Genomic DNA, 14177 nt, shown 5'->3' on the forward strand with positions numbered 1-14177 from the left:
GCCGAGAACACGCTCGCGGGCAGCCGCATGAGAACAAACATCTCGGACTTGGGTGCGGCGATCACAGTCGTCACCAAGCAGCAAATGGAGGATACCGCTTCGCTGGATGTGAATGATATCTTCCGCTACGAAATCGGCACGGAAGGTTCCACGAGTTACACGCCCCAGGCGCCGTCGATGAGTTCCAACGGCATAGCGGACCCGATTGCCGGTGCTTCATTTGGAAACTCTATGACGGCGTCCACCAACGCCACCGCCAACCGTGTCCGCGGCCTCGGCTCGCCCAGCTTCGCGCTGAATTATTATCAGACGATCTCCCAGGTGCCGTTCGACTCCTACAACGCCGCTTCTTTTGAAATCAACCGCGGCCCCAATTCCATGCTCTTCGGCATGGGCAGCCCGGCGGGCATCGTCAATCAAAGCACCGCCCAGGCCCAGCTAAACAAAAACAACGCGCAGGTGCAGGTCCGGGTGGATGACCGCGGTTCGAATCGCGCCAGCCTGTCCTTCAACAAGAGCCTGATCGACGACAAGCTCGCCATCTACGGCGCGCTTCTGTATGACGACAAGCAGTTCGAACGCAAACCCTCTTATGACATCTCGCGCCGCCAGTATGGCACCATCACCTACAAGCCCTTCAAAAAGAGCACGCTTCGCGCCAGCATTGAGGGTTATAACAATGACAACCGCCGTGCGAACAACCTCACCCCCATCGACGGCGTGAGCGAGTGGCGCAAGGCTGGCAAGCCGTATTACAACGCGCTCACCCAGGAGATCATCAGCGGTGCGACGGGGCAGGTGCTGGGCATTCTTGCGCCCTCGATCGACTCCCGCAACGCGCAGGCGGTCATAGACCGCGCGGCCGCCATGCTGCCCAATGGCTACAGCGATCTCACAGCATTAAAGAGAAGCAAGGACGATCCAAACAAGATCACCGACCTCCAATATAATGGCGTCTCCATCTTCGGCACGGGCGCCTTGACCAGCATGAACTCCATCCTCTACGTGCCGGGCATAACATTCCAAAACGGCCGCGCGACCATGCAAATCGCCGACGGGGCCCTGCAACAATGGTACAAAGGCGTGGACAGGCAGGTGACCGGTTTTGACAGCAAGGGCAAGACGTATGCGTTCAGGACCGGCTTTGACGACGATTCGAGCGGAACGCCTTACGTGTATGACAACCCTGTCTGGGGGATGATGTATGATCGCTCCAATTCGGAGTCCACCCTCTGGACCAGGCAAAACGCCTACAGCGGCATCCTCAATATGAAATACGATACCGTGACGGACTCGTCCATTTACGACTGGAAGCATGTGAACATTTTCCAGATGAATTTCGGCAGGCAGCGGAACACCAATTACAATATCGAATTGGAGCAGGAGATTCTTCCCAATCTGCTCCATTTCAGCGCCGGCTGGTTCCGCCAGGATTTCGATTCGATGCAGAGCTACACGGTGGCCCAAATGACCACCGCCACCCTCTATGTGGACACCAACAAGTATTATCCGGATGGCACCCCAAATCCCTACTTCGAGAAAGCCTATGCGGTGGACCTGGAGCCCGACCGCATGGAAGACTCCCAAGAGGTTGACCAGTATCGCGCCATGATTGCCTTCACGCCTGACTTCACCCAAAACAACAACTGGACCAAATGGCTCGGGCGCCACCAAATCCTCGGCCTGGCCTCCTATGTGGACGACGTGCGCACCACCATTCGCCGGCGCCTGGAATACGCCGATGGATCAAGGGACGGAAAACTCCGCTATATGAACAACCCAAACGTGGCGGGATGGAACATGGAAAGCACCACTGTCCGCCGTTATTTCTACCTCTCCGACTCGGGAGACACCGTGAACAAAGCCTCGGGCACGTTTGACGCCGACATCATCACCGATTCGATCAGGAGTTACGACTACACCACGGGGGAGTGGAAGGATGAGGAGATGACCATGATCTGGAATGCCTTCGCCATCGGGACCGATCGGTGGGCTCGCAAACTCACCTCCTACAGCGGGGCTTGGAACGGGTATTTGTGGGATGACCGGATCATCGCCACCGCGGGTGTCCGGCGCGACATCAACCGCACCCGCGGCGTCAGCAACGCGGGAATGACGAACGCTGAAAAATGGGTTGATGGCTATTACCAATACGGGGAAGTCTTTAAACGCTGGAATGACTGGAACAGGCTGGCCGGGACCACCTCCACCATGGGAGCGGTCGTGAAACCCTTCCTGCACTGGGAGCCAATTCACAAGCGCTCCGGCGACAATCTCTTCTGGGAACTTGTCGAGAATCTCGGGTTTAGCTATAACAAATCCGACAACTTTGACGCTCCGTCAACAACCGCCGTGGATCTGGCCGGCAATGTGCTGCCCAAGCCTGTGGGCGATGGCAAGGACTATGGCGTCCAGTTTTCGCTTTTCAAGGGCAAGCTCTACGCCCGCCTTAACTGGTATGAGGCCACCAATAATAATGCGATCATGGAGAACGCAAGCATGACGCTGGAGCGCCTCTGGTGGCATATAGACTCCACCGCCTACCGGAGCTGGCTGTCGAACATTTACATGCTCAACAACGGAGTGGACCCCCTGGCCGATTCCGAATGGAAAACCAAGGCGGCCACCTATTGCGAGGTGTCGGACACTGCGATTCCCGCTAATGTGCAGGCGATGCAGGCCTGGGTGGTCCAGCAATGGGGCTTGGGCGATTGGGATTATTATAGAAATCTTGGCGGCGTGATTCGCGGCACCAGCTCGACCAAGGCCAAGGGCGTTGAGTTGACCGTCAATTACAATCCCCTGCTCAATTGGACCATCAAAGTGACCGCCTCCAAAAACAAGACCACCTATGGCAATGTCATGCCGGAATATGACGCGTGGATTGCGGTGCGCAAACCCCAGTGGGACAGCGCCAATGCCGCGGATTTACTGGTTCCCGGTGTAAGGGAAAAATATGCCGGCGGGGAAGTCATCGGCGCTGACGGCAGCCGAATCAGGCTTACGAGTTTCTGGGACAGCTACGGCTATTATGACACCAATGCCAACGGCGAAAAAGGCGGCACCACTATCACTGCGACCAATACCAGCGGCTGGACCAGCAGCGAAGGCTACTATAATACAGTGATGGTCCCATACGCCCTCATGTCGAAATCCCTTGAGGGCCAGATTGCCCCCGGACAACGCGAGTATAGTGCCACCGTGGTGACTAATTACGCGTTTGATCGCGGGGCGTTGAAGGGCTGGTCCATCGGCGGCGCCCAGCGCTATGCGAGCAAGACCATTATTGGCTATTATGGCAAGGCCAGCGGAGCCAACACGATACCCGACCCGGATGACCCGACAAAGCAAAAGGAGCTTCTTGACATGGTGGATGTCGGCCGCCCCGTCTATGACGATCCCGTTTGGTATACGGACATCTGGATTGCCTATACCTGCAAGATCTTCAGCGACAAGGTGCGCATGAAATTGCAACTCAATGTGGCGGACGTCTTCCAGGACGGCGAACTGAAGCCGGTCGCGGTAAACTACGATGGAAAACCCTACGCCTATCGCATTGTCGATCCACGCACGTTTATTCTTACCGCCACGTTTGATTTTTGATCCTGCCAGGTGAGATTATGGCCAGTTATAGTATTTTCTTTCACCATTGGCCCAAATGGCAGGGCGAGGCGTCCCCGCCGAGCCTCGGCTCAGCCGGAGGCTTCGCCCTACCGGCGCTGCCGCGCCACTGTTAAATGAAAACACTATACCAGTTTTCCTAGTTGTTGGGACTTCTGGAGTCCTCGTTCGCCCGTGACGGACGGCACGGAGGCCGTCCCTCTATTCGAAAGGTCCAATTTAGTCGGGAAATTGGCCTCAGATTGTCGCGAACTCGGCCTCGGGATCGACGACCTCGTTGGTCGTGAGCTGGAGGAGGTCGCGCAGGGAGGAGAAATGCTGGGTGAGGTCGAAGTCGCCGCCGAGACCGCCGACGAGTTTTTCGAACAGGTCGCGCTTCGTCTCCTTCAACGCCTGGATGCGCTCCTCGATCGTGCCGGCCGTGACCATGCGGTAGACAAACACCGTGCTCGTCTGGCCGATGCGGTGCACGCGGTCGATGGCCTGCTCCTCGACCGCCGGGTTCCACCAGGGGTCGAGCAGGAAAATGTAGTCGGCGGCGTGCAGCGTGATGCCGGTCCCGCCGGCCTTGAGCGAGACGAGAAACGCCGCGGGGCCGGCGGCGCTTTGGAAGGCCTGCACGGGCTTGAGGCGGTCGGCGGTCATGCCCGTGATCTCGAAGCGCGGCAGGTCGGGATACGCAGCGGCGAGCGCCTCGTGCACGCGCTCGAGGAGCATGACGAATTGGGAGAAGATGACGACCTTGTGCCCGCCGCTGATGATCTCGGCGAGTTTCTCGACGAGGAGCTTGATTTTGCCCGAGTCGGAAACGGGTGTGTCGAGCCACGGGACCATGTCGGGGTCGCAGCAAATCTGGCGCAGGCGGGTGAGCAGGGCGAGGAAGCCGAAGCTGCGCTTGCGGAGCGCGGTGTTCATGTCGTCGCCGAGGCGTTCGAGCCCCTCGGAGCAAATGCGGGCGTATTCGGCGCGCTGCACGTCGGTGAGCGGGCAGAGGAGCTCCATCTCGACTTTCTGCGGAAGCTCGGTGGCGACCTCGCGCTTGGTGCGGCGGAGGATGAAGGGGGCGATTTGCGCGCGGATGCGGGCGAGCGTGCCTTCGCGGTCGGCGGCGAGCGCGGCCTCGAAGGCGGCGCGGGTGCCGAGCAGGCCGGGCAGCAGGTAGCGGAAGATCGACCAGAGGTCGAGCTGGCGGTTCTCAAGCGGCGTGCCGGAGAGGACGATGCGGTGCGCGGCGCGGATGGCGAAGCAGGTCTTGGTGGTCTTGGCGTCGGGGTTCTTGATGAACTGGCCTTCGTCGAGCACGGCGTAGGCGAACTCGGTGGCGTCGAGCTGTTCGCGATGGCGGCGGAGTTGCGCGTAGCTGGCGAGCCAGAGCACGCCGCCGGACCAGAGGCCGGTTTGGGGACGGACCGCGAAGTCGTGCGTGTTTTTCAGCACCTCGACGGTGAACTGCGGGAAAAACTGCGCGATTTCCTCCTGCCAGACCGGAACGACGCTCGCGGGGCAGACGATGAGCGAGGGTTTGTCCGGCACGGGGCGGGAGGCGAGCAGCGAGAGGACCTGGAGGGTTTTGCCCAGGCCCATCTCGTCGGCAAGCAGGCCGTGGCAGTCGTTGTCGGCCAGATGGCGCATCCATTCCACGCCGCGGCGCTGGTAGGGGCGGAGCAGCGCGGGGAGCCCGGCCGCGGGCGGCGGCGCGGGGGAAAGGGCGGGCGGCGTGAGGACGCGCTGGCGCCAGGCTTCGAGTTCGGGCGAGAGGACGAGCTTGAGGCGGGCGTCGTTGAAGAGCGAAAAGACGAGGTAGGGCGAAGGTGACGCGCTGCCGGGGCCGCCGATGTCGGAGAGGTTGCGCTGCCACTGGTCGAAGGTCTCGGCGCGCTCGGGCGCGAGCGTGACGATGCCGATGCCGGGCAGCAGCGTGGGCTGGGCGCCGCGCCGGGCGACGAGCGCGGCCTCCTCGTCGGAAAGGAGGCGTTCGCCGGCCTTGAAAATCCAGCGCAGGTCGAGCGCGCCGCCGGGCTGGGCGCCGCCCGCGCCGGGGGCGGCTTTTCCGGCCGGGCGCGTGGAGGCGACTGCCTCGATTTCCAAGGTGCGCGGGCCGTCGAGGAGGAGCGCGACGTCGTCGGCGATTTCGATGGCGAAAAGGCGTTTCCAAGCGGGGAGGATGGCCCGGAGAAAATCGGGGAGCGCGCCGATGGAGCCGAGCAGATAGACGCCGGTTTTCTGGTCGTAGGAAAAATGCGCCTTGCGCGAGTAGGCGGCGAGGCCGATGAGGCGGGCGCGTTCGGCCGATGTGATGGCGGGCAGGGATTTCGCGGCGTCGGACGCGGCCTGCCCGAGCGCCGGGATGCGGATGCCGTCGGGATTCTGCCAGAAGGCCTCGAAGGCGAGCCCGGCGGGCTGGATGGTGAAAACGAGCAGAAGCGGGCGCGCCGGGCCGGACGCAAGGGAGGAGGGTTTGGCGGCGGGCGCACCGGCCGGGGCGGATGAGGCCGGGGCGGCGCCATTTCCGGACACGCCCGGGCCGGGCGGCGCGGCGTCGGCGGGTCCGGCGGCGGGCAAGTCGGTGATTTCGAGCGGAAGCGGGGAGACCTCGTCACAAACCAGCTCCTCGATTTCGTGCAGGCCGGCGATGGCGAGCGCCTTGGCCAAGTCTTGGTCGGTGCTGGAGGAGCGGACGTGGAGCCGGCCGTTTTCCCACTCGATGACGGCGTATTCGTCCTTTTTCTGGATGCGGCGGTGGATGATGGCGTCCTTGTCGGTCAGCTCCAGTTCGCGCACTTCGCCGTCGCGATAAATCCGGCGTCCCTCGTCGAGCTGGCCGGCGCTGAAAAATCGCGCCCAGTCCGATTCCAGTTTTTCAAACCAGAACTCAAGCGACTGCGGGGTGTAGATGCGCTTTGGGCCGTGCGGTTGCATGCGACGAAAAGAGAAGACCGTAGACTCGGAAATGGGCGGTTCAAACTCTTTTTGCCGCGGGTGTTTTTGTTGGTTACGGCCCAACGTGATGGCGTTCGGGCAACGGTGCGTGCGCATACCGCGGCAGATGCAGGAATCCTGCCGGATGCGCGGCGCGGATTTTCCGCCAGTCAGAAACGCGGCCCGCGTCCGATGCCCGCGTCATTCGCCGCGGAATTCCTCCTCCTCGTCGTCCACGAGGTCGGTGGATTCGTTCGGGTCGAGCGGCGGGCGCGATGAACTCAGGCGGATGGTGCGCTCGGGCTCGGCGGCCTGCTCGCTCATGAAGGCGATGAGGCGGTCGTTGAATTCCTTGGCGGGATCGTGGCCGATCTTTTTCAGGGCCTGCGTGAGCGCGGCGACCTCGACGAGGCGCGCCATGTCGCGGCCGGGGCGCACGTAGAGAATGATATGCGGAACCTTGATGCCGAGGATCTCGTAGAAATTTTCCTCGAGGCCGGTGCGCTCCTCGATGACGTCGGGCGTCCATTCATACATGGAGATGACCATGTCGATGCGTTTCTCGACGCGGATGCAGCGGATGCCGAACATCTCGGTGACGTTGATGATGCCGATGCCGCGGCATTCCATGTAGCCGCGGTTCAGCGCGCGGGAGGAGGCGACGAGTTCGCGCTCGTCGAGGAGCTTGATGACGGTGAGGTCGTCGGCCACGAGGGAATGGCCGCGCTCGATGAGGGCGAGGGCGCATTCGCTCTTGCCGACGCCGGAGCCGCCGCGGAGCATCACGCCGATGCCGCGGATGTCGAGGGTGGTGGCGTGCTCGGAGACGGAGGGGGCGAACTCGTTGTCGATGTAGAGCGTGGCGAGGTTGATGAAGTGCATCGTGATTTTCGGGGTGCGGAAAATCGCGAGGCGCCGTTCCTTGGCCACGGCGAGCATGGCGGGAGTGGGGATGAAATTGCGGGTGAGGACCAGGCAGGGGATCTGGCGGTCGGCCATGCCGGTGATGATCTCGCGCTGGCGTTCGTCGGAGAGGGTTTTGAGAAACGTCATCTCGGCGGCGCCGAGCACCTGGATGCGGCGTTGCGCGAAGTATTTGAAGAACCCGGTGAGCGCGAGCGAGGGGCGGTTGATGCTGCCTTCGCGGATGATGCGGTGGAGCCCGTCGGCGCCGGTGACGAGCTCGAGCTTGAGCTTGGCGCGGTAGGTTTCGAAAAAGTGCGCGACGGTGATGCCTTGGAGTGCCTTGGGCATGGTTTGTATAAAGTTCAGAGATAGTTTGAAAAATACATTTTAATCGCGGAAACGCGAAAGGGCTGAAGCGCGAAAAATCATGAAGTTCTTTTTATATCATGGCATTCCGTGTTTCCGAAATTCCGTGCTTCCGCGATTAAAACTCTTTTCCCTGGATTTTTCAAAATGCGCTTAAACGTCAAAGGTTGAAGTCCTTGCCGAGGTAGAATTCGCGGGCCTGCGGGTCGTTGATGAGATAGGCGCTGGTGCCGGCGGTGAGGACCTTGCCTTTGTGGATGATGTAGGCGCGGTCAACGATGCGCAGGGTCTCGCGGACCTGGTGGTCGGTGATGAGGATGCCGATGCCGCGCTGCTTGAGGGCGAGGATCATCTTTTGCACGTCGGCGACGGAGATGGGATCGACGCCGGCGAAGGGCTCGTCCATGAGGAGGAATTTCGGGCGGGTGACGAGGGCGCGGGCGATTTCGAGACGGCGGCGCTCGCCGCCGGAGAGCGTGTAGGCGCGTTGCTTGGCGACGTGCGTGAGGTGGAGTTCCTCAAGGTGATGGCGGACGCGGGCGGCGCGTTCGCGGCGCGGGATGCCGAGGGTCTCGACGATGGCGAGGATGTTGTCCTCGACGGTGAGCTTGCGGAAGATGGAGGCTTCCTGCGGGAGGTAGCCGACGCCGTGGCGGGCGCGTTCGTGCATGCGCAGGCGGGTGGCGTCGCGGCCGTCGAGCAGGACGCGTCCGCCGGTGGCGGGCACGAGGCCGACGATCATGTAGAAGGTGGTGGTCTTGCCGGCTCCGTTGGGGCCGAGGAGGCCGACGACCTCGCCGGCGTGGATGTTGATGTCAACGCCATCGACGACGTTGCGGCGGCCGTAGGTTTTGACGAGGGATTCGGTGCGGATCTCGGCGGAAGGCGGAATGGCGTCGCCGAGTGCGGCGGCGGGTGCGGGCGTGGCGGTGATGGGAGGCGTGTCGCTCATGAGGTTGCGGTGCCGGCGGGTGCTGCGGGTGTTTCCTTGTTATACCATTTACAGTCAAAATCACCCTTCAGGTAGGGCGAGGCGTCCCGCCGAGCCGCGAGCGGTTCACACGGCTCGGCGGGACGCCTCGCCCTACCATTAACGGCTTCCATAGTGTGATTTTCATTCGCAAATGGTATTACTTGTCACTTGTCACTTGCCGGCGCCGCGGGCGCCGGCGGCGGCTGGTCCTTGTCGAAGCCGAGGTCGCGGATCGGGGGAAAGGTGATGCGGACGTTTTTGCCTTCGACGCGGCGTTCGCCCCGGCGGAGGATGACGGGGTCGCCGGTGGCGCGGGAGCCGTTGGCGTGGTCGATGACGACGGGATTTTCGGTGAGGATGACCTTGTCCTCGCGCGGGAGCAGTTCGGCGCGGCCGCAGGTGGCCTCGCGTTCGCCCTGGACGATGTTGACGCTGCCGATGGCGAGGAGGCGCTGGAGTTTCTCGAAGTTGCCGATGGTGGCGGTCTTGTCCCCGATGTTGGTGGCGGTGAGTTCGAGGCGGTCGCAGGTGAGGCGCATGTTCGTGGCGGCGGCCTTCACGCTGCCGGTGAGGATGGCGTGGGTGATGCCTTCGGAGGTCGTCCACATCTCGAGGGTGTCGCTGGTGATGACGGTTTCCTCCCCGGACGCGGCAGGCGGGGCGGCGGGCGGCGGGGTTTGCGCGGGGAGCGCGGGCGAAAGAAAAGGCGCAAGGAGGAGAGCGATGATGGCGGCGGCCAGGCGTGGAATCGTAGCGCAGGCATCCCTGCCTGCCGTCGTTGTCTTATCGGGCGAAGCGCGGCATTCTCTTGGAAAAAGAATAAAGCCAGCGGCGCTTCGCGCCTTCTGTTTTGACGGCAGGCAGGATGCCTGCGCTACGAAGGAACGGTGCCGCGCGGATGGAGAGAGGGACGGATTCATTTCAAGATGTCCTGCAATGGGGCCGGGAAGACTAGGCGGACGTTTTTGTTTATCCAAAGCTTTTTCTGGCCGTGGTCGTAAGCCCAATCCTCGCCGGAGGCGTCGATTTCGTTTTCGTGCACGAGGCGCACGCTTTCCTTGCCGCTGGCGCGCGGGGCGGCGGTGTTTTTTAGGAAGAAGCTGGCAGTGGGCGCGGTGAGCCGGGTTTCGACGCGCATGGTGCCGTCGCCGGGATAAATCGCGAGATCGAGGTTGGTGACATCGATTTGCTCGGGGCCGATGTAGCGGCCTTCGCTGCCGGTGAGGAGGCTGGTGCGGTAGCCCTGCTCATTGAAGGCGGGGAGGCGGAAGTTTTTCACCGGAGCGCTGGTGGAGATGGAGGGTTTGGCGGCGGGGTCCGCGGCAGGGGAGGAGGGAATGAAAAATGAACAATGAATAATGAATAATGAAAAGGCGATGGGCGCGATGCGGCGGGCAGCGGCGCGGGGGCAATCGCGGCCTGACGCGAGGTCAGGCCCTACGGCGGCGGTGGGCGGGTTGTCCGGGAGATTATTCATTTTCCATTGTTCATTTTCCATTCCCCGTGTCGTGACGCGAAGCGAGGATGAGATCACATATTTCGCGGACGGCGCCGAGACCGGCGGGCCGGGCGGTGACATAGCCGGCGGCGGCGAGCGCAGAGGGCATCGCGGTGGGGACGCTGACGCCGATGCCGGCCCACGCGATGGCGGGGGCGTCGATGTCGTCGTCGCCCATGTAGGCGATTTGCGAGGCGTCGAGCCGGTGCTGCGCGGCGAGTTCGCAAAGGACGGAGAGTTTGTCGTTTTTGCCTTGGACAAGGTGCGGGATTTTGAGTTCGGCGCCGCGCACGGTGGTCGCGCCGGAGTGGCGGCCGGAGATCCAGGCGGTGACCACGCCGGCGGCGGCGAGGCGGACGAGCCCGAGGCCGTCGAGCACGCTGAAGGTCTTGGTCTCGGTGCCGTCGGCGGAGACATGGATGGTGCCGTCGGTGAGGATGCCATCGACATCCATCGCAAAGAGGGCGATGCGTGACCAGGCGGCGGGTGGAATTGGTGTTTTGGGAGCCACGATTGAGAGCAAGCGGCGATAGGGAGTATGGCGCAACAGTATCGTGAGGAATTCCATCCATTCAGTGTCAGGCACCCGGGCTCGGAGCAAACAGGAAGATCGCGCTCAGCCCATCCACTCCACGATTTGCGCGATGATTTTTTCCGTCGTCGGGCGGAAGGCCTGTTCGAGCTCGGGGGCGAAGGGGACCGGGATGTCGAGCGAGGCGATGCGAAGCGGGGGGGCTTCGAAGTCGAAGAAGTTTTGCTCGGCGAGGCGGCTGACAAGCTCGGCGCCGAAGCCGTGGGTGCGGCGGCCTTCGTGCAGGACAATCAGCCGGTGCGTGCGCGCCAGGGAGGCGTGGATGGCGTCGAGCTTGAGCGGGGCGAGGCAGCGGAGGTCGAAGAGGTCGATGGCGCGCTCGTATTCGGTTTCCAGATACGCGCAGGCCTCGGCGGCGTGGAGGGTCATCTCGCCGTAGGTGACGAGGGTGGCGTAGTCGCCGGCGCGGAGGCGCGCGGGCTGCCAGATGTCGCGGTAGCCCGGGTCCCACGCGACCGGGTGTTTGCCGCGGCGGTAGAGGGCTTTGTGCTCGAAGACGAGGACGGGGTTGTCGTCCTCGTAGGCCGCGAGGATGGCGTTGAACGCGTCCTGCGGGGTGCTCGGGTAAAGGGCCTTGAGGCCGGGCATGGAGAGGAAGAGCGATTCGAGTTCCTGCGAGTGGAAGGAGCCGAAGGTGAGGCCGCCGCCGCAGGGCAGGCGAAGGACGAGGGGAACCGCGGCGCCGGAGCGGAAGCGGTAGGTGGCGGCGTTGAGGGCGATCTGGGTGGCGGCTTCGGTGGAGAAGTCGGCGAATTGAAACTCCTCGACCGGCCGGTGCGCGCCGAGGGCGAGGCCGATGGCGTAGCCGGTGCAGGCGGACTCGGCGAGGGGGACGTTCATGACGCGGGCGCGTCCGAAGTCGCGGTAGAGGTGCTCGGTGACCTTGAACGCGCCGCCGTAGGCGGCGATGTCCTGGCCGAGGAGGAGCGACTCGGGGCGCTCGGCGAGGATTTTGCGGAGGGCTGCGTTGATGGCCTGGGCCATCGTCAGTGAATGCGGATTGCGGATGGTGGAATGCGGATTGGGCGCTGCCGCGCCGGTGCCGCCGCCATCAGCAGCGGCGATGTCAGGGCGCCAGGGAAACGGCGCCGCTGGCGGGGCGTAGAGGTCGGCCTCCAGCTTGCCGGGAGCGGGCGCGGCGGGACGGGGGACGTTGAGGCAATGCTGGATGCAGGCTTCGAGGTAGGCGGCCAGTTCGGCGTCGATGGCGGCGAGCCGCGCCGTGTGGCCTTCGGCGGCGAGCCGGGCGCGGAATTTCGGCAACGGATCGGCGGCCTGGATGGCGGCGTTTTCCCCGGGGGTGATGTAATCGCAGGTGTCGTAGGCGGCGTGTCCACGGAGCCGCACGGTCTCGGCCTCGATGAGCATGGGGCGCGAGGTGGCGCGCACCTTGGCGATGGCGGCGGCGAGCTGGCGGGTGGTTTCGGCGGGGTCGCCGAGGGTGTCGATGTTGAGGCTTTCGATGCCGTAGGCGGCGGCGCGCTGGCTGAGGCGGATGTTGGCGGGGTATTGCTCGGCGGCGGGAGTGGAGTAGGCGTAGCGATTGTTTTCGATGATGAAAAGGACGGGGAGATCGAGGAGGGCGGCCAGGTTGAGGGTTTCGTGGACGTCGCCGGTCGAGGACGCGCCCTCGCCGAAGAGACCGAGCCCGATGGCGGGGATGCCGGAGCGGCGCTGGGAGTCGGTGCGCCCGGCGACATGGGAGAGCATGGCGCCGAGGTGGCTGATCATGGGGAGCGCGCGGTTGGCCGGGTCGCCGTAGTGGACGTTGCCCTCGCGGGCGCGGGTGGGGCTGGCGGAGTTGGCGAAGTATTGGTTGAGATGGTCGCAGAGTTGTCCGCTCCAAATGAGATGGCCGCCGAGGTGGCGGTGGGTGAAGGATATGACGTCGATGTTTTTGTCGGCGAGGAGGGCGAGGGGAACGATGAGCCCTTCATGGCCCTGGCCGCCGGTGACGGTTCCCTTGATGAGGCCTTGGCGGAAGAGATCGAGGATGCGGTTGTCGGTGAGGCGGGAATATTGCATCCAGGTGTAGATACGCAGGAGCGCCTCGGCGGGCCGGGCGGCGAGTTCGGCGACGCTCAGGTCGCGCTGCTGGAGAATCGCGGGAGTGGTGGGAAAGGCCATGTTTTGGGGAATGACCCTGAGGGCGGAGGCGCGGAAGGGAAAGACTGAAAAGCCGCGCGCACACGGGATGCGGGAGCAGGCCGGAGAGGGGGCAGGCAGGCCCGGCCACCCGTCCGTGCGTCCGTTTTCCTCTTCGCGCGTTCTCCGTTTTCCAATCCGAAGAATGAAGAAGGAGAAAGAATAAAGAGGAATGGGATCGAAGCGGGAATCAATACACGCCCAGTTCCGGATGCGCGGCGGCGTGAGCCCGCGCGTAGTCGGCGAAGCCCTGCTTTAGTTTCAGCGTGACGGAGCGCGCATCATCGAGCTTGTAGCGATGATCGTCGATGGACGAGACAGGCGTGAGATCCTTCGTGCTGGATAACAAGAAGCATTCGTCCATGCGCGCGATGTCCTCCGGCATGATCCGCTCCTCGCGCGCCGGGATGCCGAGCGCGGGCGCGACTTTTTCGAGAAGGATGCCGCGCGTGATCCCGGCAAGGATGCCGGCCCCGACCGGCGGCGTGAGGACCGCGCCGTCGCGCACGAATGCGATGTTGCACACGGCGGCCTCGGTGATCTCGCCGGCGAGATTCAGGATGACGACCTCGTCGGCGCCGCGCAGGCGCGCCTCGCGCAGGCAGAGTATATTATTGAGATAATTGCCGGTTTTCCACGCGGGGTTGAGCGCCTCGCGGGCGTTGCGCCGGTAGTCGCGGGCCAGTGACAGGCTCAGCCCGGCGCGGAATTTCTCCCCGGAGTAGAGCGTGTTTTCCTGGATGAGTATTATGAAGTCGGGATTCGCCGCGAGCGCGGTGTCGAGGCCGATGGCGCCGCCGCCGCGCGTGACTTGCAGGCGTATATAAACATCGCCCGTTCCCGGGATGTGCCGGCGAAACTCCGTCACCGCCCGCTTGATCTCGCCGAGTATTTGCGCCCGCGAAAAAGGCAGCGGCATGTGCAGCGCGGCGGCGGAGCGCTCCAGCCGCGCCCAATGCTCCTCCCAGCCGAATATGACGCCATGATACGTGCGCCATACCTCATAAATTGCATCACCGTATAAAAAACCGCGGTTCAGGGGGGAGATGGACGGCTCGGACGCCGGGTGCAGCCTGCCGTTGGTGTTTGCCTGGATATATTTGCTCATTGGAAAAACGTGCAGCGGCAACCAATCCTCTCATCATCCCGGCGTCGCA

Annotated in this window: 9 protein-coding genes; 1 reads left to right on the top strand and 8 read right to left on the bottom strand. The window is 63.3% G+C overall.

All coding sequences use genetic code 11. The features are described from left to right. Window positions 1–27: 27 nt before the first annotated feature. A complete protein-coding gene (locus OH491_RS14550) occupies window positions 28–3603 on the top strand; it encodes a TonB-dependent receptor plug domain-containing protein (protein ID WP_334319742.1) in 3576 nt (1191 codons plus the stop codon). Window positions 3604–3858: 255 nt separating this feature from the next. Here OH491_RS14550 and OH491_RS14555 read toward each other — a convergent pair whose 3' ends face one another. The 8 genes from OH491_RS14555 to OH491_RS14590 form a co-directional block, all read right to left on the bottom strand. Next, window positions 3859–6540, bottom strand: a complete 2682-nt coding sequence (locus OH491_RS14555; protein WP_068773071.1) for a DEAD/DEAH box helicase — start codon at window positions 6538–6540, stop codon at window positions 3859–3861. 201 nt (window positions 6541–6741) lie between these two features. Continuing rightward, window positions 6742–7794: an HPr(Ser) kinase/phosphatase gene (gene hprK / locus OH491_RS14560; protein WP_068773072.1), complete on the bottom strand. Its 1053-nt coding sequence runs from the start codon at window positions 7792–7794 to the stop codon at window positions 6742–6744. A gap of 178 nt (window positions 7795–7972) precedes the next feature. Beyond that, complete coding sequence (gene lptB, locus OH491_RS14565) at window positions 7973–8764, bottom strand: LPS export ABC transporter ATP-binding protein (protein WP_068773073.1); 792 nt, start codon at window positions 8762–8764, stop codon at window positions 7973–7975. 185 nt (window positions 8765–8949) lie between these two features. Next, entirely contained in the window at window positions 8950–9705 is a 756-nt protein-coding gene (locus OH491_RS14570) for an LptA/OstA family protein (protein WP_068773074.1), read from the bottom strand. After that, window positions 9702–10262, bottom strand: a complete 561-nt coding sequence (locus OH491_RS14575; RefSeq protein ID WP_145929129.1) for a hypothetical protein — start codon at window positions 10260–10262, stop codon at window positions 9702–9704. Before OH491_RS14575 ends, OH491_RS14570 begins: the two co-directional genes overlap by 4 nt. A gap of 10 nt (window positions 10263–10272) precedes the next feature. Continuing rightward, on the bottom strand, window positions 10273–10794 hold the full coding sequence (locus OH491_RS14580) for a KdsC family phosphatase (protein ID WP_334319743.1): 522 nt from the start codon (window positions 10792–10794) through the stop codon (window positions 10273–10275). Window positions 10795–10899: 105 nt separating this feature from the next. After that, window positions 10900–13002: an alpha-ketoacid dehydrogenase subunit alpha/beta gene (locus tag OH491_RS14585; RefSeq protein ID WP_068773077.1), complete on the bottom strand. Its 2103-nt coding sequence runs from the start codon at window positions 13000–13002 to the stop codon at window positions 10900–10902. A 208-nt stretch (window positions 13003–13210) separates the two neighbouring features. Continuing rightward, the gene (locus OH491_RS14590) at window positions 13211–14128 is read right to left on the bottom strand and encodes an aminotransferase class IV (protein ID WP_068773078.1); all 918 of its coding nucleotides are present in this window, start codon (window positions 14126–14128) and stop codon (window positions 13211–13213) included. Between the last annotated feature and the right edge of the window lie 49 nt (window positions 14129–14177).

This window comes from Termitidicoccus mucosus, from assembly GCF_038725785.1.
GTDB classification, from domain to species: Bacteria; Verrucomicrobiota; Verrucomicrobiia; order Opitutales; family Opitutaceae; genus Termitidicoccus; species Termitidicoccus mucosus.